At 72.2% G+C, this 21684-nt stretch carries 15 protein-coding genes and 2 pseudogenes; 8 read left to right on the top strand and 9 right to left on the bottom strand.

Features of this window, described 5'->3' with window-relative positions:
• A pseudogene (locus tag AB5L52_RS35950) lies at positions 1-880 on the bottom strand (GMC family oxidoreductase); the annotation flags it as partial.
• 17 nt (positions 881-897) lie between these two features.
• On the opposite strand from AB5L52_RS35950, the pseudogene AB5L52_RS35955 reads away from it, so the two are divergent.
• Positions 898-1344: pseudogene (locus AB5L52_RS35955) on the top strand (oxidoreductase C-terminal domain-containing protein); the annotation flags it as partial.
• Positions 1345-1517: 173 nt separating this feature from the next.
• On the opposite strand, the gene AB5L52_RS35960 reads toward AB5L52_RS35955, so the two are convergent.
• Positions 1518-2048, bottom strand: coding sequence for a hypothetical protein (locus AB5L52_RS35960; RefSeq protein ID WP_351028238.1), 531 nt, complete (start codon positions 2046-2048; stop codon positions 1518-1520).
• Positions 2049-2467: 419 nt separating this feature from the next.
• On the opposite strand from AB5L52_RS35960, the gene AB5L52_RS35965 reads away from it, so the two are divergent.
• The 4 genes from AB5L52_RS35965 to AB5L52_RS35980 all read left to right on the top strand — a co-directional run bounded on the left by AB5L52_RS35965 (position 2468) and on the right by AB5L52_RS35980 (position 7688).
• Entirely contained in the window at positions 2468-5935 is a 3468-nt protein-coding gene (locus AB5L52_RS35965; RefSeq protein WP_369367693.1) for a nitrate- and nitrite sensing domain-containing protein, read from the top strand.
• A complete protein-coding gene (locus AB5L52_RS35970; RefSeq protein WP_351028233.1) occupies positions 5932-6366 on the top strand; it encodes a roadblock/LC7 domain-containing protein in 435 nt (144 codons plus the stop codon). Before AB5L52_RS35965 ends, AB5L52_RS35970 begins: the two co-directional genes overlap by 4 nt.
• Positions 6367-6375: 9 nt before the next feature.
• Positions 6376-6771 carry a DUF742 domain-containing protein gene (locus AB5L52_RS35975; protein ID WP_351028232.1) on the top strand — a complete coding sequence of 132 codons (396 nt, stop codon included), beginning with the start codon at positions 6376-6378 and terminating at the stop codon, positions 6769-6771.
• Between the two features lie 311 nt (positions 6772-7082).
• On the top strand, positions 7083-7688 hold the full coding sequence (locus AB5L52_RS35980) for an ATP/GTP-binding protein (RefSeq protein ID WP_351028230.1): 606 nt from the start codon (positions 7083-7085) through the stop codon (positions 7686-7688).
• Positions 7689-7904: 216 nt separating this feature from the next.
• On the opposite strand, the gene glpK is transcribed toward AB5L52_RS35980, so the two are convergent.
• The 5 genes from glpK to AB5L52_RS36005 all read right to left on the bottom strand — a co-directional run bounded on the left by glpK (position 7905) and on the right by AB5L52_RS36005 (position 14242).
• A complete protein-coding gene (gene glpK / locus AB5L52_RS35985; RefSeq protein WP_369369021.1) occupies positions 7905-9425 on the bottom strand; it encodes a glycerol kinase GlpK in 1521 nt (506 codons plus the stop codon).
• Between the two features lie 222 nt (positions 9426-9647).
• The gene (locus AB5L52_RS35990) at positions 9648-10433 is read right to left on the bottom strand and encodes an MIP/aquaporin family protein (RefSeq protein WP_351028225.1); all 786 of its coding nucleotides are present in this window, start codon (positions 10431-10433) and stop codon (positions 9648-9650) included.
• Between the two features lie 391 nt (positions 10434-10824).
• Complete coding sequence (locus tag AB5L52_RS35995; protein WP_351028222.1) at positions 10825-12474, bottom strand: GGDEF domain-containing protein; 1650 nt, start codon at positions 12472-12474, stop codon at positions 10825-10827.
• Between the two features lie 134 nt (positions 12475-12608).
• On the bottom strand, positions 12609-13799 hold the full coding sequence (locus tag AB5L52_RS36000) for a lipid-transfer protein (RefSeq protein ID WP_369367694.1): 1191 nt from the start codon (positions 13797-13799) through the stop codon (positions 12609-12611).
• Positions 13796-14242 (bottom strand): Zn-ribbon domain-containing OB-fold protein, encoded by a 447-nt coding sequence (locus AB5L52_RS36005; protein WP_369367695.1) that lies wholly within the window; start codon positions 14240-14242, stop codon positions 13796-13798. The genes AB5L52_RS36000 and AB5L52_RS36005 overlap by 4 nt, the downstream gene beginning before the upstream one ends.
• Positions 14243-14318: 76 nt before the next feature.
• Between AB5L52_RS36005 and AB5L52_RS36010 the strand changes: the two genes are divergently transcribed.
• Positions 14319-15128, top strand: coding sequence for a M15 family metallopeptidase (locus AB5L52_RS36010; RefSeq protein WP_369367696.1), 810 nt, complete (start codon positions 14319-14321; stop codon positions 15126-15128).
• Between the two features lie 46 nt (positions 15129-15174).
• Positions 15175-15711, top strand: a complete 537-nt coding sequence (locus AB5L52_RS36015; protein ID WP_369367697.1) for an NUDIX domain-containing protein — start codon at positions 15175-15177, stop codon at positions 15709-15711.
• Between the two features lie 34 nt (positions 15712-15745).
• Here the strand turns inward: AB5L52_RS36015 and AB5L52_RS36020 are convergent, their stop codons facing one another.
• Positions 15746-18106, bottom strand: a complete 2361-nt coding sequence (locus tag AB5L52_RS36020) for a glycoside hydrolase family 31 protein (RefSeq protein WP_369367698.1) — start codon at positions 18104-18106, stop codon at positions 15746-15748.
• A 215-nt stretch (positions 18107-18321) separates the two neighbouring features.
• Between AB5L52_RS36020 and AB5L52_RS36025 the strand changes: the two genes are divergently transcribed.
• Entirely contained in the window at positions 18322-20298 is a 1977-nt protein-coding gene (locus AB5L52_RS36025; protein ID WP_369367699.1) for an acetoacetate--CoA ligase, read from the top strand.
• Between the two features lie 11 nt (positions 20299-20309).
• Here the strand turns inward: AB5L52_RS36025 and AB5L52_RS36030 are convergent, their stop codons facing one another.
• A complete protein-coding gene (locus AB5L52_RS36030) occupies positions 20310-21629 on the bottom strand; it encodes an aminotransferase class I/II-fold pyridoxal phosphate-dependent enzyme (protein WP_351028205.1) in 1320 nt (439 codons plus the stop codon).
• Positions 21630-21684 lie beyond the last annotated feature (55 nt).

The following is a 21684-nucleotide window of genomic DNA, read 5'->3' on the forward strand; positions in this document are numbered from 1 at the left end:
TCACACGTCCGCTTTCAAGAGGTCCGCGCACTTCCCGCCGATCATCATCGTCGTGATGCACGGATTGACGGCGATCAGGTCCGGCATCACCGACCCGTCGGCCACCCGCAGCCCCTCGACCCATCCAGCAGCTCGTCGTCCGTCCGGACGTCCGGACCCGGAGCCAGCTCCGCGCCCGCCCAGCCGCCGAGCGCCGGCTGTGCCGCGATGCGGCGCGCCGGCTTCAGCCCGTACGTCATCACACGTACGTCGTGTTCGTGCGTGAAGTACCGCGGATCCACCTTCGGTTTGTCCCAGAAGTCGCGGGTCCGCAGCCGTACCGTGCCGCGCGACTTCGCCTTCGTCACATTGGGCGTCAGACAGAACGCGTTCTCCTAGGTGGGGTAGCCCCAGCGGGCGGTGTTCATGTCGAACGGCACCGACCGCTGCCGCGCCTCCCACACGATGACGCCCTCGGCGTGGTCCTGGAGGTTCTCGCCGACGCCGGGGGAGTCGACGACGACGTCCACGCCGACCTCGCGCAGCTGCCCGGCCGGGACGACGCCGGACAGCATCAGCAGCTTGGGGGAGTCGACCGAGCCACACGAGACGATCACCTCGCGCCGGGCACGTACCGTGCGGGTGTGCACCAGGTCGGAGTCCAGGTACTCGGCGCCCACGCACCGGCGGCCCTTCAGCACCAGCTTCTTGGCACGCACCCCGTCCGGACGTCCAGATTCGGACCTTTGCCCATCACGGGGTGCAGATAGGCGACCGACGACGACTGGCGCATGTTGTTCTCGTCGGAGTTGATCTGGAACCATTTGGCCCCGCGTACCACCGTCTTCCCGGTGTTGAACGGGACCGTGGGTATCCCGGCCTGTGCGCACGCCTGCAGCAAGCCGCGCCGCACGGGTCGCCGCCCTTCAGCTGCACGACGGCGTGCTGTGCGACGACGGCTGTGCGACGGCCCTGCCCCCGGTGGTCGCGGTCGGCGATGTCGCCCGCGTCGGCGGCAGCAGGGCCGAGCACGGGACCTCCGCCACCGAGCAACCCCGCGTCGCCGTGACCGACCTGCTCGCCGGCCGCACCCTCCAACGGGTCCGCACCGTCCCGTACTTCTGGTCCGACCAGTACGGCTCCCGCATCCAGTTCGCGGGCCGGCACCGCGCCGGCGACACCGTCCGTCTCGCCGAGGGCGAGATCACCGACGACGGCCCCGGCGAGTCCGGATTCCTCGCCCACTACGAGCGAGGCGGCCGTACCGTCGCCGTACTCGGAGTCGACCGACCCCGCGCCTTCATGCGGGCCCGGCGCGAACTTCAGCGGCCCGAACGGGAACAGGCCGTACCGGCCGTGCTGTGACGGCGGGCCGATGACCGGTAACAGTCCCGGCGACGGGTGACCCGGGACCGGTGGCGGCGGCCCAGTGATTGGCGGAGGCGGACCCGGTGAGCGCCGGCGGGTCGGGCCCGGCGTGACCCCGCTCGGTCATGCCGGCTCCGCCCACCCCGGCTCGGACGTGGGACAGCCGAGGCTCAGAGGTGGGACAGCTGCCCGGTCCCGCCTCGCCGCCGTATCCGCTCCTGCTCGCGCAGGGCGGCCCGCTCCTCGCGGCGGCGGGCGCGTCGCTCGCGGCGCAGTGCCCGAGCCGTGCTGCTCGGCTCGGAGACCACGCCGTACCGCTGGTTCCACACCTGGCGGGTCACCCATACGTCGACCACGGCCCAGGTGGCCACCACCGTGCTTGCCACACTGCTGATCACCATGGGGAACGCCAGCCAGGAGTCGGCCATGGTGCACAGGAACGCCACCATCGCCTGGATCAGCGTCACCGCGATGATCAGGAGCGCCCGCACCGCCGCCGTACGCACCGGATCCGGCATCGGGTGCCGCTTGGCCGGCTCCTCGATCCACAGTGGCCGGTAGTTCTGCTGCCGTTCACCTGCGGACTGCTCGGCGCGCCTCCGTACCGGAATGTCGCGATCCGGCGCCCGCAGGCCCTGCCGCGCCGCCGAGCGCCCCGCACCGCTCTCTTCGGGCGCTTCGCGCCGCCCCACCGTGCCCATCACCGTGTCACTCCCCACCGCCAGCTGACCGCTCGCTCCTGTGCCACAGGATTTCGACTCCCCAGTGGCTGCCCGGCTTGCGCTGATTTACGCCGCCGGGGTGCGGGATGCGGCTCCTGTGGCCGATTCCGCCCCCATTTCCCGTAGAGAAGGACGAACGAAATCGCAGGAAGATTCCCTCGATGCGAAAAAATCCAGCCAACCACCGCGCAGTGACCTCGCGGTCCCACCGGGCGCGCGTACCGGATCGCGGTGGCAATCTCCCGCAATGCCCGGACAACTCGCCATGACTCGCCGCCGGAGCGGAAGTTCACCCTCCGGACACGTCTTCGAGTTAAGTGTGCGGCGGTAGTAGGCTCGCGCCGTTTGTTGACGGACATGTGCACCCCCGGCCGACGGGGGTCGAGCTGGGGGAGGCCATGCGCTTTCGCGGGAAGTCGATCCGCCGGAAGATCGTGGCGCTGCTTCTCGTGCCGCTGGTGTCCCTGACCGCCATCTGGGGCTTCGCAACGGTACTCACAGGGCGCGAAGTCGCCCGGCTCTTCCACGTGTCGGACGTCAAGCAGGACGTCGGCTACCCCGCCGAGGACATCGTCCGGGGGCTGCAGCAGGAGCGCCGCCAGACCCTCGTCTACCTCGCCGACCCGCGAGCCGCCGACGCCCTCACCGCGCTGCAGCGCACCCGCACCGCCACCGACCGGGCGATCGCCAAGATCCGGAAGAACGCCGGCAGCCACGGCGTCCTCGACGCCATGGACGCGAGCGACAGCGGACGCCTCGCCGCGGTCCTGGACGCCCTCGACGGCCTCGACTCGCTGCGCCGCAGCGTCGAGCAGGGCACGGTCACCCGTGCTCAGGCCTTCGACCTGTACAACCGTCTCGTCGACCCCTGCTTCACCCTGCTTGCCGCCCTCGAAGGCATCGACGACGTCAAACTGGACGCGCAGTCCCGCGCCCTGGTCGACATCAGCCGCGCCCGCGAGCTGCTCTCCCGCGAGGACGCGCTGCTCGGCTCCTCCCTCGTCGTCGGCACGCTCACCCGCGTCGAGACCCGCGACATCTCCGACCTGGTCGCCCAGCGCACCGTCCTGTACGAGGTCAGCCTGCCGCTGCTGCCCTCCACCGAGCGCGACCGCTACGAACGGTTCTGGAAGAACGCCTCCACCGCCCCGCTGCGCACGGCCGAACAGACCGTCATCGACACGGACTCCGGCACTCCGCGCGGTGTCACCGCGACGAGCTGGGACTCCCAGGCCGCGGGCGTCCTGGACGAACTCGGCACCCTCGACGACCAGGTGGGCGACCGCTTCCAGGACCGTACGCACCCCGTGGCCATGGGCGTCATCCTGCAGGCGGCCGTCGCGGGCCTCCTCGGTCTGCTCGCGCTCGTGTTCTCCATCGTCGTGTCGGTCCGAATCGGCCGCAGCCTCGTCCGCGACCTGCGTCAGCTGCGCCTGGACGCGCACGAGGCCTCCGGCATCCGGCTGCCCAGCGTGATGCGCCGCCTGTCCGCCGGTGAACAGGTCGACGTCGAGACCGAGGTGCCGCGCCTGGAGTACGACAAGAATGAGATAGGCGAGGTCGGCCACGCCCTCAACACCCTCCAGCGCGCCGCCGTCGAGGCCGCCGTCAAGCAGTCCGAACTGCGGTCCGGTGTCTCCGATGTCTTCGTCAACCTCGCCCGCCGCAGCCAGGTGCTGCTGCACAAGCAGCTCACGCTCCTCGACACCATGGAACGTCGCACCGAGGACACCGACGAACTCGCCGACCTGTTCCGCCTGGACCACCTCACCACCCGTATGCGCCGGCACGCCGAGGGCCTGGTGATTCTCTCCGGTGCCGCGCCCTCCCGGCAGTGGCGCCGCCCGGTGCAGCTGATGGACATCGTGCGTGCCTCCGTCGCCGAGGTCGAGGACTACGAACGCATCGAGGTCCGGCGGCTGCCCCGGGTCGCCGTCACCGGACCGGCCGTCGCCGACCTGACCCACCTCGTGGCCGAACTCCTGGAGAACGCCACGGTGTTCTCGCCCCCGCACACCGCCGTCCAGGTGCTCGGCGAGCGGGTAGCCAACGGCTTCACGCTGGAGATCCACGACCGGGGCCTCGGCATGGCGGCCGAGGCACTCCTGGACGCCAACCTGCGCCTTGCCGAGACCCCCGAGTTCGAACTCTCCGACACCGACCGGCTCGGCCTGTTCGTGGTCAGCCGGCTCGCCCAGCGCCAGAACGTCCGCGTCTCCCTCCAGCCGTCGCCCTACGGCGGCACCACCGCCGTCGTCTTCATCCCCGACGCACTGCTGAGCGACGACGTACCGGAGACCAACGGCCTCGGCTTCCGCCTCGACCGCGACCGCCGTGGCAAGGGAATCGGGCCGGCCGGCCGTGCCGCCGGCCGCTCCACGGGGCCCGTGCAGCTGCCCGGCCTGCCGACCTCCCTGCTGGACGGCCCGGTCGAACTGGAGGTGCCGGTGGATCTCGACGCCATCGACGACTTCCCCGGCGTCCTCGCCGGCGAGGACAGCGAGCGCGGCGGACTGTTCCGGCCCCGCCGCTCCCTCGCTCGCGCCGACGACACGGAGCCCTCCGCATTCGCCGACCGCCGGTCGCGCGAAGAGGACGAAGAGGACGAAGAGGCCAGGGTCCGCGGGGCGCTCGCAGACGCCGGCGACCGCGAGCCGGGCGGGGAGGACGGCGACCGCTGGACTCACCAAGGCGACGGTGACAGCCGCCGGTCGCGCGGCGACGAAGGCGACCGTCGCAGGTCACGCGAAGAGGACGGCGACCGCGGGCCCATACCGCTGCCGCGTCGGCAGACCCCCAAGCTGGTCAGCTCGCACGGCAAGCCCGTCACCGACCAGCGCTCCCGCCGCGACGAAGCCGACCAGGAGCCCTCCGCCGCCACTCGCCGCCCCGACACCGGCGGACTGACCCCGCTGCCCGCACGCCGGCGCAGCACGGCCGCCCGCCGCCCCGCCGAACCCACCGAACGGGCCGACGACCGCGGAGCGGCTCCCGCCGCGGGCACCGACGCCATGTCCGACGTCCCCGCGCTGCCCCGGCGTACCCGACCCGCGCCACCCGCCGCCGCGGACCCGGGCACCCCGCGACACGCAGGCGACGCCAGCGCCGAGTTCACCTCCGGCGAGCGGGCCGGTTCCGGCGACGGTACGGCTGAGCCGAGTGGCGAGCCGTCCGGTTCCGGTGGCAGTGCGCCCCCGCCCGTCGGTGAAGAGCCCTGCCTGCGGGGCGGCGCGGCTGAGCCGGGCGCTGAGCGGGCCGGTTCCGGCGACGGCACGGCCGAGCCGACCGGCGAAGGAGCCCGGCCCGGGGGCCATGCGGCCTTGCCCACCAGCCAGGCGGCCCCCACTGGCGAGGCGTTCCGGCCCACCGGCGAGGCGGCTTTGCCCACTGGCCAGGCTCCCCTCACTGGCGAGGCGGCCCGGCCGGGAGGCCAGGCGCTTCGGCCCACCGGCGAGGCGGCCCGGCCCGGCGGCCGGGCAATCCGGCCCACCGGCCATGCGGTCTCACCCACCGGCCAGGCGCCCCCCACCAGCGAGGCGGCCCGGCCCACCGGCCAGGCGCTCCAGCTCACCGGCGAGGCGGCCCTGCCCTCCGGCCGGGAGGCCCAGGCCACCGGCGAGGTCGAGGCGGCCGCCGGCCCGCTGCCCCGCCGGGTACGGCAGGCCAGCCTGGCCCCCCAGCTCAAGCAGGACACCGCGCGGTCGGCCGAACGCGCGGCGCAGCCCGCCGACCGCGACGCCGACGAGGTCCGCAGCAGGATGGCTTCGCTCCAGCGCGGCTGGCAGCGCGGCCGCAGGGAGAACGCCGCGGGCGAGGGCGTCCAGAACGGCACCGCACAAGGAACGACTAAGGGGGACGGTCGATGACCGCACCGAAGACGACCGACCACACGGCGACGAACAAGGGGGAGCTGAACTGGCTCCTCGACGACCTGGTCGACCGGGTCGCCAGCATCCGCAAGGCCGTCGTGCTGTCCGGCGACGGCCTGCCAACGGGTGTGTCCAAGGACCTGACCAGGGAGGACAGCGAGCATCTGGCCGCCGTGGCATCCGGCTTCCACAGTCTCGCCAAGGGCGTCGGCCGCCACTTCGACGCGGGCGGTGTCCGGCAGACGGTGGTCGAGTTGGACGACGCCTTCCTGTTCGTCACCGCCGCGGGGGACGGCAGCTGTCTCGCGGTCCTCTCCGACGCCGACTCCGACGTCGGACAGGTCGCCTACGAGATGACGCTCCTGGTCAAGCGGGTCGGCGTGCATCTGGGCACCGCCCCGCGCACCGATCTGCCCGCAGGCGGGTAGTGGGATGACATGAGCACAGACGGTCAGGTAAGAAACCACTGGTTCGACGACGAGGCCGGACCGGTCGTCCGTCCGTACGCCATGACGCGTGGCCGCACCACGAGCCCGGCCCAGCACCGGCTCGACGTGATCGCGGTGGTCGTCACGGAAGCGGACACGGGTGACCCGGAGACGGATCCGACGCTGTCGCCCGAGCACGTGGAGATCGTCGGGCTCTGCCGCGACGCACCGCAGTCGGTGGCCGAACTCGCCGCCGAACTCGCCCTGCCGATCGGCGTGGTGCGCGTCCTGATCGGCGACCTCGTGCACGCGGAACTCGTCCATGTCACGCGCCCGGTGCCCCCGGCCGAACTGCCGGACGAGAGCATTCTGCGCGACGTCATCAATGGCCTCCGGGCGCTGTGACGGGCGCGGGAACGGAGCACTGACGTGACAGGCCGGCCCCCGCCGCTCGGACTCCGCACCCCGGCACGGCACTTGCCGGTCCGTCCCGAGAAGCCGGCCGCCCGACGGGGGAGCGCCCGCTCCGACTTGGCGGGACGGTCCGCCGGTACGGCCACCGGCCTCGGCCCGGGGGCCACCGGCCTCGGCTCGGGCGGATCGGCAGGCATCGGCCCCAGCGGCGTACGCCGCATCGAAACCCCCGGCGACGGCCACCGTCGGCCGTCGCCCGACCCCTGTCAAGCCCGACCCCCATCAAGCAGGAGAAGAGACCGATGATCTTCGGGCGTACTGAGCGCGGCAAGCCCCCGGTCGAGCCCGTCACGCTCAAGATCCTGGTGGCCGGCGGCTTCGGCGTGGGCAAGACGACCCTGGTCGGGGCGGTGAGCGAGATCAGGCCGCTGCGCACCGAGGAAGTGCTCTCCGAAGCCGGGCGCCCGGTCGACGACACCAATGGCGTGGAGGCCAAGCACACCACCACCGTGGCCATGGACTTCGGCCGTATCACCCTGCGCGAGGACCTGGTGCTGTACCTCTTCGGCACGCCCGGGCAGGAACGGTTCTGGTTCATGTGGGACGAGCTGTCCGAGGGCGCGCTCGGCGCCGTCGTCCTCGCCGACACCCGCCGGCTGGAGGACTGCTTCGCCGCCGTCGACTACTTCGAGCGGCGTTCCCTGCCCTTCCTCGTCGGCGTCAACTGCTTCGAGGGGGCGGCCCGTTACCCGGCCGAGGCCGTACGGCAGGCCCTCGACCTGGACGACGACGTGCCCGTGCTGCTCTGCGACGCACGTGACCGGCAGTCGGTCAAGGACGTGCTCATCGGAGTGGTCCAGCATGCGATGGACCACGCCACGGACCGCCGCCAGGCCGCCCTCGGCTGACCGACGGGACACGGACTCTTCGCGGCCGACGGGCACGGCCCGTACCCCCGCCGACCGGGGTACGGGCCGTGGTCCGGTGAGGAGCGCTCACGCGCGCGTGCGGCGACTTTCTCCCGCTCCTCGCGCCGCTCCTGCGCGCCGTCCTCGTCTGCGCGCCAACCTCCCCTGTGCGTCGTACGCCTCGACGCACCGTCCTCCGCTACGCGCCGTCCTCCGCTACGCGCCGTCCTCCTCCAGCCACCCGAAGCTCTTCTCGACGGCCTTGCGCCAGTTGCCGTACTCGCGGTCGCGCACCGACGAGTCCATCGTCGGCGTCCACTCCGCGTCCCGCTGCCAGTGGGACTTCAGCTCGTCCAGGTCGTGCCACACTCCCGTCGCCAGACCGGCCGCGTACGCGGCACCCAGACAGGTCGTCTCCGACACCCGGGGACGGATCACCGGCACCCCGAGTACGTCCGCCTGGTGCTGCATGAGCAGGTTGTTCTTCGTCATGCCGCCGTCGACCTTCAACGTGGAGATCCGCACCCCGGAGTCCTGATACATGGCATCCACGACTTCCCGGGTCTGCCAGCTCGTCGCCTCCAGCACCGCACGCGCGAGATGCGCCTTCGTGACGTACCGGGTGAGGCCGGTGACCACACCGCGCGCGTCGGAGCGCCAATAGGGTGCGAACAGGCCGGAGAACGCGGGCACGATGTAGGCGCCGCCGTTGTCCTCGACGCTCGCCGCCAGCGTCTCGATCTCGTCGGCGGTGCGGATGATCCCGAGCTGGTCGCGGAACCACTGGACCAGCGCGCCCGTTATCGCTATGGACCCCTCCAGGCAGTACACCGGCGCTTCCGTACCGATCTGGTAGCCCAGCGTCGTCAGCAGCCCGTTCTTGGACGGCACCGGCCGGTTGCCGGTGTTCAGCAGCAGGAAACTGCCGGTGCCGTACGTGTTCTTCGCAGTGCCCACGTCGTAGCAGGCCTGCCCGAACACGGCCGCCTGCTGGTCACCCAGCGCGGAGGCCACGGGCACACCGGCGAGTTGGCCGACCGCCGTCCCGTACACCTCGGCGGAGGACCTGATCTCGGGCAGCACCGCCGGGGGCACGTTCATGGCGGAGAGGATGGCGGGATCCCACTGGCGCGTCTCCAGGTTCATGAGCATGGTGCGGCCGGCATTGGTGACGTCGGTGACGTGCCGGCCGCCGTCGGGGCCGCCGGTGAGGTTCCAGATCAGCCAGGAGTCGATGGTCCCGAAGGCGATCTCGCCGCGTTCGGCCCGCTCCCGCAGGCCGGGTACGTGGTCCAGCAGCCAGGCCGCCTTGGGCCCGGAGAAGTAGCTGGCGAGCGGCAGCCCGGTCTGTTCACGGAACCGGTCCTGGCCGTCCGCGCCGCCCAGTTCGTTGCACAGCGCTGCGGTGCGGGTGTCCTGCCAGACGATCGCGTTGTGCACGGGCTTGCCCGTGGCGCGGTCCCACAGGACCGTCGTCTCCCGCTGGTTGGTGATGCCGAGCGCGCTGAGCTGCTCGGCACGCAGCCCGGCCTTGGCGAGCGCCCCGGCCACCACGGCCTGCACCTTGGACCAGATCTCGGTCGCGTCGTGCTCCACCCAGCCCGGTTGGGGAAAGATCTGGCGGTGCTCGCGCTGGTCGACGGCGACGATCGCGCCGCCGTGGTCGAAGACGATGCAGCGGCTGGACGTGGTGCCCTGGTCGATGGCGGCGACGTACTTCTCGGCGGTGTCCGTCATGGCTGTCCCTGGGTCGAGGGTCGGGTCGCTGGGTCGGAGGGCCGCGGTGCGGTCGGTGGAGCGGAGGGCCGCGGTGCGGTCGCTGGGCCGGACGGTCGCGTGGCAGCCGCTGGGCCGGACGGTCGCGTGGCGGTCGTCGGGCCCGCGTGCTGCGTGGCCCCTGTCGGGTCGGAGGGCCACGCCGCGGTCCCTGGGGCCGGAGGCCGCGTCGCGGTCGCCCGGTCAGAAGGCCGCGTTGTGGACGAGGCCTGCGAGTACCCCGCCGATCAGCGGGCCGACCACGGGGATCCAGGCGTAACCCCAGTCGGACGTGCCCTTGTTCGGGATCGGCAGGAAGGTGTGCACGATGCGCGGGCCGAGGTCACGCGCCGGGTTGATGGCGTAGCCGGTGGGCCCGCCGAGGGAGAGACCGATACCGACGACCAGCAGCGAGACGACCAGGACCGTGGTGCCGGACTCGCCGAGCCCCTTCGTCTGCCCGAAGGCGAGGATCGGCAGTACCAGGGCCATCGTCGCGATGATCTCGGTGATGAGGTTGGCGACCGGGTTCCGGATCTCCGGGATGGTCGAGAAGATGCCGAGGGTCGGCAGCGGCTCGTCGTCGGCGCTCGCGCCCGCCTTGTTCCCGGCCGTGCCCTCCGTGGGCTCGCCCGTGCCCTCCCTTCGGACGTTGGCCTGGAACTGCGCGAGATACACCAGGTACGCGAGGATCGCGCCCAGCATCGCGCCGACCATCTCGCCCAGCAGATACACCCAGACCTTGTCCCATTTTCCGGTGTCCACGGCGACGCCGATGGTGACCGCGGGATTGAGCTGGCCACCGGAGAGGGGTGCCGCGGTGTACGCGCCCGCCAGGACGCCGAAGCCCCAGCCGAACGCGATGACGACCCAGCCCGAGGCCCGCGCCTTGGAGTGTCTGAGAGTGACGGCGGCGCAGACACCGGCACCGAACAGGATGAGGATCGCGGTGCCGATGACCTCGCCGACGAAGATGTCTCCGTTGCTCATGACGGCTCCCTTGACGCCGGTCGGGGGCGCTCGGCCCCGGCTCTCCGTGCAGGAAGGTTCCCTTGGCGACGTCAGCCGGAGGCAGGGAGCCCCGCGCCCCGCCCGGCGTCCGCGACGAGCGTGCCGTCGCAGCCGTATCGCCGGTGAGGAACGGCCCGTGGCGCAGGGCAGACCCATGGCGCAGTGCCTGATAACGCCGAGAATGTACGGCGATGTCGGCCGACACCGGGAAGTGTTCACCGGCGTTCCGAGGGCGTCAAGGTTGCCGACGGCGACGGTGACAGCGGCGCACCCGGCGGCCGTGCCACCGAGGCCGGGTCTCCCCGGACATCCGGCGGAGCCTCGGACGGAGATCTGACCGAGGCACAACGTACTTGTACCGGAAGGATGTTCACCACCCTGGCTCGGCGGCCGCGTATCCGGCCTGCGCCGGCGCCGCCCCCGGGCCGCGCCGGACCTCGTGACCGGGCAGCCCGGCGCGCCCGAGCACCCAGCTCGCCCCGCGCAGCGCCTTGGCCGCCTGTTTCAGCGGCGCGAGCTGGGCCGCGGCCTGGCGGTGGTCGCCCACGCTTCCCGGCGCGCACACGACGGTCGCGAGGGAGAGCGTGACCGGCCGGTCGCCCGCCGTCCAGGGCGCGTCGAGCACGGCGCCGACCAGCGGATCGAGCGACTCCTCCTCGGCCAGCACCAGGAAGTCGTCCCCGCCGATGTGCCCCACGCGTGCGTGCCCCGAGACCGCCTGCTGCAGCGCTCGCCCCACGGACCGGATCAACTCGTCGCCGGCGGCGAACCCGGCACCGTCGTTGACCTGTTTGAAGTGATCGATGTCCAGCCAGCTGAGCGCGAAGCTCCGGCCGTCGGCGATCCACTGGTCCACCTCGCTCGTGATCGCGTCCGAACCGGGCAGCCGGGTCAGCGGATTGAGCCCGGCCGCCTCCTCGACCCGGCTCTCGGCCAGTGCCCGCACCAGGTCCGCGAGCCGTACGACGCCCACACACCGCCCGTGCCGGTCGACCACCGCGACATCGTCGGAGGTCCGATCCCGGCCGCCGATCGCGACGACGTCCAGCACCTCCCAGGCGGTGGCGTCGGCGCCGACCGTGCGGGGCGCGTCCCCCAGCTTGAAGGCCGGCCGGTCGGCGTACAGGGCGTGCCCGTACCGGGCGGACATCGACAGCAGGAAGCGCGAGCGGTGCACCGACCGCACGGGCCTGCCGGTCTGATCCACCAGCAGCACGCCGGACACGTCCGGCGATCCGGTCAGCAGCGCCCGCACCTGCCCCGCCGACGCTGTCACCGGCAGTACGGCGGCCGGACGCACGAACTCCCGCACCGACGGCCCGGACCGGGGCACCGCGGCGGTGCTTGGGGAGCGGGGCGGAACGTATACGTCCGCGGCGGGAATCCGGGCCGGCGGCGCGAACAGCTCCCCCTGGGCCAGCTGCGCCCCGGCGGACAGCGCCGCCGTGTACTGCAGTTCGGTCTCCACTCCCTCCACCGCGACCAGGGCCCCCAGTTCCTCGCACAGCGTCCGCATCGCCCGCACCGCGGCCGGCCGGGACAGCAGCGAGGCGTCGAGCTTGACCAGGTCGGGGGCGAGATCGGTGAGCAGCCGCAGCGGTACGTCGCCGTCCCCGATACCGTCCGCGCTGATCCGGAAGCCTTGCTCACGCAGTGCGGCCACGGCCTCCAGCAGGGCCCGTTGCGGCACGTGCGTGTACGGCGGGACGACGTCCAGCGTCACCTCCCAGGGCATGCGCCCGGCCGCCCGCACGGCGTCGTGCAGCGGCCTGAGGCCGCCGAGGTCGGCGAGCGTGGCCGCGAACACGTTGAGGTGCAGCGGGAGCAGGGTCTCCTTGCGGGTGGCCGCGCGGAGCGCCAACACCGTGAGTTTTCCGTCGAGTTCCGGATCTCTGCGGGCCTCGGCCAGGATGTCTCCGGTCTCCGGGCGGGCGAGTGTCTCCAGTGCGGTGACCGCGCCCGTCCTCAGGTTGACCACCGGCTGGAAGGCGAAGCGGAGAGTGTCCGTCCAGGAGTGCACGGGAGCATGATGTCGCCGCCCGAGAACGCCCAAGGCCAATTCATAAGACGTTCACGCAGGATTCCGGGGCGGTCACACAGCGTGGACATCGGCCGCGGCCCCTGCTGTCACACCGTGCTCTCCTCTCGCCTCCGTCACCGCACCGCGACCACCGACGAACCATGCCCGAACAGCCCCTGGTTGGCCGAGATCCCCACCCGCGCCCCGGCGACCTGACGGTCACCCGCCGCACCTCTCAACTGCCAGGTCAGCTCGCACACCTGGGCGATGGCCTGAGCCGGCACCGCCTCCCCGAAGGAGGCCAGCCCGCCACTGGCGTTGACGGGTATACGGCCGCCCGGCGCCGTCACCCCCTCCCGCAGCAGCTTCGCCCCCTCACCCGCGCCGCACAGCCCCAGATCCTCGTACCACTGCAACTCCAGCGCGGTGGACAGGTCGTAGACCTCGGCCAGGGACAGGTCCTCGGGGCCGATGCCCGCCTCCTCGTAGGCCGCCCGGGTTATGGACGCCCGGAACGTCTCGCCGGCGGCCGCCACCGCCACCGCGGAGTCCGTCGCGATGTCCGGCAGGTCCAGCACCGTGTTCGGGAAGCGCGGGGTCACCGTCGACACCGCCCGGATCCGCACCGGCCGGGGAACCCCGTGCCGCTGCGCGAAGTCGATGCTGGAGAGCACCAGGGCCGCGCCGCCGTCGGAGGTGGCGCAGATGTCGAGCAGCCGCAGCGGATCGGCGACCACCGCGGAAGCGGAGACCTCCTCGGCGGTGACCCGTTTGCGGTAGCGGGCGTACGGGTTGAGCGCGCCCATCGCGGCGTTCTTCACCTTGACCAGCGCGAAGTCCTCCGGCGTGTCCCCGTGCACCGCCATCCGCCGCCGCGCGTACAGCCCGAAGTACGCCGGATTCGTCGCGCCCAGCAGCCGGAAGCGCAGCCAGTCCGGATCGTCGGGCCGCTCCCCGCCCGCCGGCCGGAAGAAGCCCTTGGGCGCCGCATCCGCCCCCACCACCAGCACGACCTCGGCGAGCCCGGCGAGGATCTGTGCCCGCGCCGCGGCGATCGCCTGCGCCCCGGAGGCGCACGCCGCGTACACACTGGCCACCCTGGCCCCCTGCCGGCCCAGGGCCTTGGCGAACGTCGCGCCCGCCACATATCCGGGATACCCGCCACGCACCGTGTCCGCGCCCACGATCGAGCCGACGTCCCGCCACTCGACATCGGCGTCCGTGAGCGCGGCGCGGGCTGCCGCCGTCCCGTACTCCACGAAGGGGCGCCCCCACTTGCCCCATGGGTGCATGCCCGCGCCGAGCACCGCCACGTCCCTCGTCATTCCCCCACCCCCGTCGGCCGCCAGTGCCAGGTCGTCCAGGTCGTCTCCGCGTCCTCGTGGAGCACTCCGGGGACGACCTCCACCTCCATGCCCACCGTCAGATCGGCGACGGTGACCCCGGGAGCCGCCTGCCCGAGCACCACGATCCGCTCGTCCGGCAGCTCCACCGCGATCAACGCGTACGGCTCCCACGGAAGTTCCGGATTACTCACATAGGGTGACGGCGGACGGTAGCGGCTGTCCGTGTACGACCAGATTCGCCCCCTACGCGACAGGGGCATTTCCTCCAGGGAGCCACCGGCGCAGTACGGATTGCGACAGTGGTCGTCCTCGCGCGGGAAGAACACCGTGGCGCAGGACGAGCAGCGGGTGCCCAGCAGTCGGAAGCCGTTCCCGTCGCCGCTGAACCAGCCGGCGACCGCGGGCGTACGTGTCCGAGACAAAGCCCCTCCCTGACCTACGATCTGACGTATCGTCAGAAGTGTGTCACGGGCATCCGGAAATGGGCAGGGCGGAGACATGACACGACTCACCCGTGCAGTCCGCGGTCTCGTCACCGCCCTCGCCGCCGTGCTGGCCGTGACCGCCGGCTCCGCCACCGCCCGGGCGACGACGGAGCCCAGAGCACCGAAGGACTTCGTAGCCCTGAGAACCGTCGACCCGACGATCATCCAGGAGATGCGCTACGTCACCCCGCACAACTTCGTCGGCCAGCGTATCGACGGCTACGAGCAGCCGATCTGCATCCTCACCCGCCCCGCCGCCGAAGCCCTCCACAAGGCGCAGCTCACCCTGCTGCGCAAGGGCTACAGCCTCAAGGTGTACGACTGCTACCGGCCCCAGCGCGCCGTGAACCACTTCGTCCGCTGGGCCGAGGACCTCGACGATCAGGCGATGAAGGGCGAGTTCTACCCGAACGTCGACAAGACCCGGCTGTTCGAGGACGGTTACATCGCCAGGAAATCCGGCCACAGCCGCGGCTCGACCATGGACCTGACGATCGTGAAACTCCCCGCGTGGCCGACCCGGCCGTACCACCCGGGAGAGCCGCTCCTGCCGTGCTTCGCGCCCAAGGGGGAGCGATTCCCCGACGACTCCATCGACATGGGTACCGGATTCGACTGCTTCGACACCCTCGCGCACACGCTCGACCCGCGCATCCAGGGAGCACAGCGCGCCAACCGCCTGCTGCTCAAGAGCACCATGGAGGATGCCGGATTCGTGAACCTCGCCGAGGAATGGTGGCACTACACGTACCAGCCGGAGCCGTATCCGGACACCTATTTCGACTTCCCCGTGTCCTGGAAGTCGCTCGTCAGCGGCGACTGAGCCGCCGACGGAAGACGCCCTTCTTCTGATCGGATACAGTCCGCGCGTGTCCGAAACTCAGCACCCAATGGTCAACTCCGCACCGGACTCGCACTGTTCGAGTTGCGGAGCGCCTTATGGAGCGGGCGTCTCCGGCTGGCCCCGCACCTGCCCGTCCTGCGGCGCCGTCGCCTACCGCAATCCGCTGCCGGTCGCGATCGCGCTCCAGCCCGTCTACGACACCAAGGGCACCGCCCTGGTCGTCATCACCCGCACCATCGCCCCCGCGCGCGGAGGCACGGCACTGCCCGGCGGCTACATCGACGACCGCGAGGACTGGAAGCACGCCGTCGTACGCGAGCTCAAGGAGGAGACCGGCATCGACGCAGCCCCGCGCGACGTGCGGCTCGTGGACGCCATGAGCTCGCCGGACGGGCATCTCCTGCTGTTCGGACTCCTCCCGGAGCGCCCGGCGGACGGACTCCCGCCCGCCGAACCCACGGACGAGACCGAGGGCCGGCGGCTGCTGCGCAGGCCCGAGGAACTCGCCTTCCCGCTGCACACCGCGGCCGTACGGGCCTGGTTCGAGGGCCGGTACGTCTGAACCGCCCGCCCGTACCCACAGCGGGCAGGGCGGCTCAGTCCAGCCCGCGCACCCGCACCGGGTAGAGCGGCTCGGCCGAACCCTCCTCCCGCTCCCGGGTGACCACCACCTCCCGGCCCTGCCGGCGGGCGACGTAGCGTTCGATCTCCGGTTCGTCCCACCCGTCGCCCGCGTCCGGCACGACCAGACCGCCCCCGGTCCGGCCACGCGCGGGTGCCCACACCTCCAGCTCGAGGCCGCCGTCGGCACCGCGCACGGGAATGACCGCACCCGCGCGCGCGAACACCGGTATCCGCGACAACGGCGCGTCGACGAGCACCTGCGCCGGCCCCTCGTACGCCTCCTCCGTCACCGTGTCGTACCAGCGACCGCGCGGCAGCTGCACCGCACGCCGGTCGCCACCCGGGTCCAGCACCGGAGCCACCAGCAGACCGTCCCCGAGCAGAAACGTGTCCTCGCAGTCCCGCAACGCCCGGTCTTCCGGCGCCCCCCACCACACCGGCCGCACATAGGGCGCACCGGTGCGCCGGGCCAGATGCGCCAGCGTCATGAAGTACGGCAGCAGCCGCCGCCGTTCGAGCAGCGCCACGCGCGCGTGCTCCAGCACTTCGGCACCGAACTCCCAGGGCTCGCGGCGCCCCGCCCGCAGACTCGCATGGGTGCGGAACAGCGGCAGATACGCACCGAGCTGGAACCACCTCAGATACAGCTCCGGCGACGGACTGCCGTCGAAACCGCCCACGTCCGGACCCGAGTACGGCACCCCGCACAGCCCGAGCCCCAGTACCAGCGACAGCGACGCCCGCAGCCCCGGCCAGCCCGTCGCCACGTCCCCGGACCAGGTGCCCCCGTACCGCTGCAGCCCGGCCCAGCCGGAGCGCGAGAACAGGAAGGGCCGCTGCCCCGGCGCCAGCTCGCGCAGCCCTTCGTAGCCCGCCCGGGCCATGCACAGCGCGTACACGTTGTGCGCTTCCTGATGGTCGCCCCCGCGTCCCTCCAGGGCGTGCCGGGCCGAACGCGGCAAGGTCGGCTCGCCGAAGGCGTTGAACGACGTCGGCTCGTTCATGTCGTGCCAGAACCCCGCGAACCCCTGCCCGAGGCGCTCCTCGTACAGCCCGCCCCACCATGTGCGCACGCCCGCGTGCGTGAAGTCCGGGAAGGCCGACTCGCCGGCCCACACCACGCCGTGCACCGTGCGCCCGGCGGAGTCCCGTACGAACGCGTCCACGGCCGTACCGCTGTCGTACACGCCGTTGCCCGGCGCCGCCTTCACGGCCGGATCGACGATCGACACCAGCCGGATCCCGTCCCGCCGCAGCTCCTCGGCGAGTTGGGGCAGCTTCGGAAAACGCTCCTGGTCGACCGTGAACACCTGGTGGTCGTCGTAGTGGTCGATGTCCAGGTGCACGGCGTCCAGCGGAAGCCCGTGCCGTCGGTAGCCCGCGACGATCCGCCGTACCTCCTGCTCGCTGCCGAAGCCCCACCGCGCGTGATGGTGCCCGAGCGCCCACGCCGGCGGCAGCGCGGGCGCACCGGTCAGCGAAGCCCAGGCGTGCAGCACGCGCGCGGGGGTGCCCACGATCACCCAGCAGCGCAGCGGACCGCCGTCCATCCGCAGCTCGCAGCGCCCCGTCCGGTCGTGTCCGGACCCGGCGCCCTCCTCGCCCTCCCGCAGCACCACCGTGCCGTCCCACGTGGTGTCGTGGAACACCAGATGCGTGCCGGCGTCGGCCACCACGAGCTGCACCGGCATCGTCAGATACAGCGGATCCTCGCCGGGGCCGAACGCCCGGCCGGGATCGGTGTTCCACAGCCGGTACGAGCCGTCCCGCAGCCGGGGCCCGGACGCCCGGCCGCCCAGACCGAAGAAGCGGGCGTCGGCCGCCACCTCCGAGCGCTGCAGCCACCGTGCCGTGCCCCCGCCGACCGGCTCCCACCAGCGCGGCGGCAGATCCCGCCGCAGGGTCACCCCGCCCGGCGTACACACCTCCACCGCGCCGTGCCGTGAGACGGTGACCGTGACCCGCTCGGCGACCACCCGCCAGCCACCGTCCTTGTCCGGCTCCAGCACCGCCCGCGGATCCGGCTCCGGAGAGCCGTCCGCGAGTGCGTACGACGGCTGGGGGCCCGCCCCGTCCCACCCCCAGAACACGGCCCCGTTGACCGCGACAGTGATCCGCAGCTCGGACCGGCCGAACCGGATCAGCCCGCCACCCGGCCCCGGCTCCGCGCCCAGCACCTGACCCGGAACCCGCGCCCGCTCGGCTCCCCGCCGTGGCAACCCGACGGCGTCGATCCGCCGCCTGCGCCACGCGGCCCGTACGGTACGCAACCCCCGAGCCGCCCTCCCCGAACCCACCACACCCACCGAACGCACCAGGTCACGACCGTCCATGCTGCTCACCCTGCCACTGAACGCCCCACGCGTGCGTATCGTTCAACTGCCGTTCACCCGTGCTGGGACCACATCTTCACGACACGGACTATGTGGGGCGCGCCCTGGTGTAGAAGTCGATCACATGGCATCGTCCCTGTCAGCCGCGTCACGCGCACACCCCAGCCCGTGCGCGGACCGACGCCCACGACGCGCACAGCCCGGGAGCCGCCCCCATGTCGACCGCGAACCCCCAGCCGCTCTGGCAGCCCGCTCCCGAGCGGATCGCCCAGGCGCGCATCACCCAGTTCCAGGCATGGGCCGCCGAGCACCACGGCGCCCCGGCCGAGGGCGGCTACCCCACCCTGCACCAGTGGTCCGTCGACCGGCTGGACACCTTCTGGGAGGCCGTCACGGAGTACTTCGACGTACGGTTCTCGACGCCCTACGCGCGCGTGCTCGGCGACCGCTCGATGCCGGGCGCCCAGTGGTTCCCCGGAGCCACCCTCAACTACGCCGAGCACGCCCTGCGCGCCGCGGCCGATCGCGCGGACGACACCGCCCTCCTGCACGTCGACGAGACCCACGAACCCCGCCCGGTGACCTGGGCCGAACTGCGCCGCCAGGTCGGCTCCCTCGCGGCCGGGCTCCGGGGCCTCGGCGTGCGCCCCGGCGACCGCGTCAGCGGCTACCTGCCCAACATCCCGCAGGCCGTCGTCGCCCTGCTCGCGTCGGCCGCCGTCGGCGCCGTGTGGACCTCCTGCGCCCCCGACTTCGGCGCCCGCAGCGTCCTCGACCGCTTCCAGCAGGTCGAACCCGTCGTCCTGTTCACCGTCGACGGCTACCGCTACGGCGGCAAGGAGCACGACCGCCGCGAGATCGTCGCCGAGCTGCGCCGCGAGCTGCCCACCCTGCGGGCCGTCGTCCACATCCCGCTGCTCGGCACCGAGGCACCCGAGGGCGCCCTGGAGTGGTCGGCGCTGACGGCGGGGGACACCGAGCCCGTCTTCGAGCAGGTGCCCTTCGACCACCCGCTGTGGGTGCTGTACTCCTCGGGCACGACCGGACTGCCCAAGGCCATCGTGCAGTCCCAGGGCGGCATTCTGGTCGAACACCTCAAGCAGCTCGGCCTGCACTGCGACCTCGGCCCCGAGGATCGTTTCTTCTGGTACACCTCGACCGGCTGGATGATGTGGAACTTCCTCGTCTCCGGCCTGCTCACGGGCACGACGATCGTCCTGTACGACGGCAGCCCCGGCTACCCGGACACCGGCGCCCAGTGGCGGATCGCCGAACGCACCGGGGCCACCCTGTACGGCACCTCCGCCGCCTACGTCATGGCCTGCCGCAAGGCCGGCGTCCACCCCGCGCGCGACCACGACCTGTCCGCAGTGAAGTGCGTCGCCACCACCGGCTCGCCACTGCCGCCCGACGGCTTCCGCTGGCTGCACGACGAGTTCGCAGAGAGCGGGGCCGACCTGTGGATCGCCTCCGTCAGCGGCGGCACCGACGTCTGCTCCTGCTTCGCCGGCGGCGTACCGACGCTCCCCGTGTACACCGGGGAACTCCAGGCACCCGGCCTCGGCACCGACCTGCAGGCCTGGGACCCGAGCGGCAACCCCGTCATCGACGAGGTCGGCGAGCTGGTCGTCACCAACCCCATGCCCTCCATGCCGATCCGCTTCTGGAACGACCCCGACGGCAGCCGCTACCACGACAGCTACTTCGACACCTACCCCGGCGTCTGGCGGCACGGCGACTGGATCACCCTCACCTCGCGCGGCACCGTGATCATCCACGGCCGCTCCGACTCCACCCTCAACCGGCAGGGCGTGCGCATGGGCTCGGCCGACATCTACGAGGTCGTCGAGCGCCTGCCCGAGATCAAGGAGTCCCTGGTCATCGGCGTTGAGCAGCCCGACGGCGGCTACTGGATGCCGCTGTTCGTACACCTCGCGCCGGGCGCCGCGCTCGACGAGGCACTCCTGAACCGCATCAAACAGGCCATCCGCGAACAGCTCTCGCCGCGGCACGTACCCGACGAGATCATCGAGGTGCCCGGCGTCCCGCACACGCTCACCGGCAAGCGCATCGAGGTGCCCGTCAAGCGCCTCCTGCAGGGCACGCCCCTGGAGAAGGCGGTCAACCCCGGCTCCATCGACAACCTCGCCCTGCTCGACTTCTACGAGGAACTCGCCCGCAAGCGCGCCTGACCCCGCGGGCCTCACCCTCCGTAGGTGGCCTCGGACTCGCCGAGCACGACAGCGAAGTCCGAGGCCAGCCGCACGGCGTCGGCCGGCTCCAGCCCGGCGGTAGTGATCCGGACGCCCGGCCCGGAGGACAGCCGGAACCTCGCACCTGCCGCGACCCACCAGCCGTACGACCGCAGCCCGTTCACCACGGCCGACTCGTCCCGCACCGGCGCCCACAGGTTCAACCCGCTCGCGGCGTGCGACGCGATGCCCCGCGCGGCCAGCTCAGCGGCCAGCGCGGCGCGGCGCCGGGCATACGTCTCACGCGCGCGTGCCACCAACGCGCGCGTGCCCTCGTCCGTGACGAGTCCGTGCACCGTCTCCTGCAGCAGATGGCTGACCCAGCCCGATGTCAGCAGCAGCCGGCCGTCGTGCCGGGCGAGCGTCACCGGATCACAGGCCGCGGCCGCCCAGCGCAGATCGGTCCCCAGGAACTTGCTCACCGTCCGTACGTGCACCCAGCGGGCCGGTCCGGCGGCGGACACGGTGTGCAGAGCGGCGCCGGCCACCTCGGAGGCATGGTCGTTCTCCACCACCAGCACATCGGGCGCGTCCAGCAGCACCTCAGCCAGCGCATCCCGACGGGCGGCGGAGAAACACCCGCCGTACGGATTCTGCCCCCGCGGGCTGAGCACCACCGCCCGCACCCCGGCCCGCATTGCCGCCCGCAGGGCCTCCGGACGCATCCCCTCGTCGTCCACCGCGACCGGGACGTTGCGCAGCCCCAGCGCGGCGACCAGATCCAGCAGATGGTGATAGCCCGGATCCTCCATGGCCACACCGTCCCCGGGCAGCAACTCGACGGACAGCACCCGGTTGATCAGGTCCAGCGCGCCGTGCGCGAACGTCACATGCTCCACAGGGACACCGTCCGCCCCCAGCCACTCGCGCACCGATTCCTCGAGCCGCGCCAGCCGGGGCGCGGAGCGATGGGAACCGAGGCCCGGGGAGAGGCGCGCCGGCGGCAGCAGTGAGGGCAGCAGCGCCGGGTCCGGATGCCCGCCGGCCAGGTCCCGCAGCCCCTCGGGCACCTTCGGCGGCCGCCGCGACGCGACAGCCGGCGCCGGAGCGACCACCGTGCCGCCGCGCCCGCGCGTGACGACGATGCCGCGTCGCCGCAACTCCTTGTAGGCCGTGGCGACCGTGCCCGGACTCACCCCCAGCTCGTCCGCGAGCCGTCGCACCGGCGGCAGTGCCACCCCCGGTGTCAACGCCCCCTCCGCCACGCCCCGTTCGACGGATCCGGCAATTCCCTTGGCCGTCGTACCACTGATCTCATATTGTGTTGCCACGTTACTGATTATGTATCAGTACATAATCTCGAAGCAAGCTCCACCCAAGGGGGAA

Source organism: Streptomyces sp. CG4, assembly GCF_041080655.1.
Lineage (GTDB): Bacteria > Actinomycetota > Actinomycetes > Streptomycetales > Streptomycetaceae > Streptomyces.

Bases quoted from the DNA above. Each gene is read 5' to 3' on its own strand.
- AB5L52_RS35960 (WP_351028238.1), bottom strand. From the start codon at position 2,048: ATGGGCACGGTGGGGCGGCGCGAAGCGCCCGAAGAGAGCGGTGCGGGG.
- AB5L52_RS35965 (WP_369367693.1), top strand. From the start codon at position 2,468: ATGCGCTTTCGCGGGAAGTCGATCCGCCGGAAGATCGTGGCGCTGCTT.
- AB5L52_RS35970 (WP_351028233.1), top strand. From the start codon at position 5,932: ATGACCGCACCGAAGACGACCGACCACACGGCGACGAACAAGGGGGAG.
- AB5L52_RS35975 (WP_351028232.1), top strand. From the start codon at position 6,376: ATGAGCACAGACGGTCAGGTAAGAAACCACTGGTTCGACGACGAGGCC.
- AB5L52_RS35980 (WP_351028230.1), top strand. From the start codon at position 7,083: ATGATCTTCGGGCGTACTGAGCGCGGCAAGCCCCCGGTCGAGCCCGTC.
- glpK (WP_369369021.1), bottom strand. From the start codon at position 9,425: ATGACGGACACCGCCGAGAAGTACGTCGCCGCCATCGACCAGGGCACC.
- AB5L52_RS35990 (WP_351028225.1), bottom strand. From the start codon at position 10,433: ATGAGCAACGGAGACATCTTCGTCGGCGAGGTCATCGGCACCGCGATC.
- AB5L52_RS36000 (WP_369367694.1), bottom strand. From the start codon at position 13,799: ATGACGAGGGACGTGGCGGTGCTCGGCGCGGGCATGCACCCATGGGGC.
- AB5L52_RS36010 (WP_369367696.1), top strand. From the start codon at position 14,319: ATGACACGACTCACCCGTGCAGTCCGCGGTCTCGTCACCGCCCTCGCC.
- AB5L52_RS36020 (WP_369367698.1), bottom strand. From the start codon at position 18,106: ATGGACGGTCGTGACCTGGTGCGTTCGGTGGGTGTGGTGGGTTCGGGG.
- AB5L52_RS36025 (WP_369367699.1), top strand. From the start codon at position 18,322: ATGTCGACCGCGAACCCCCAGCCGCTCTGGCAGCCCGCTCCCGAGCGG.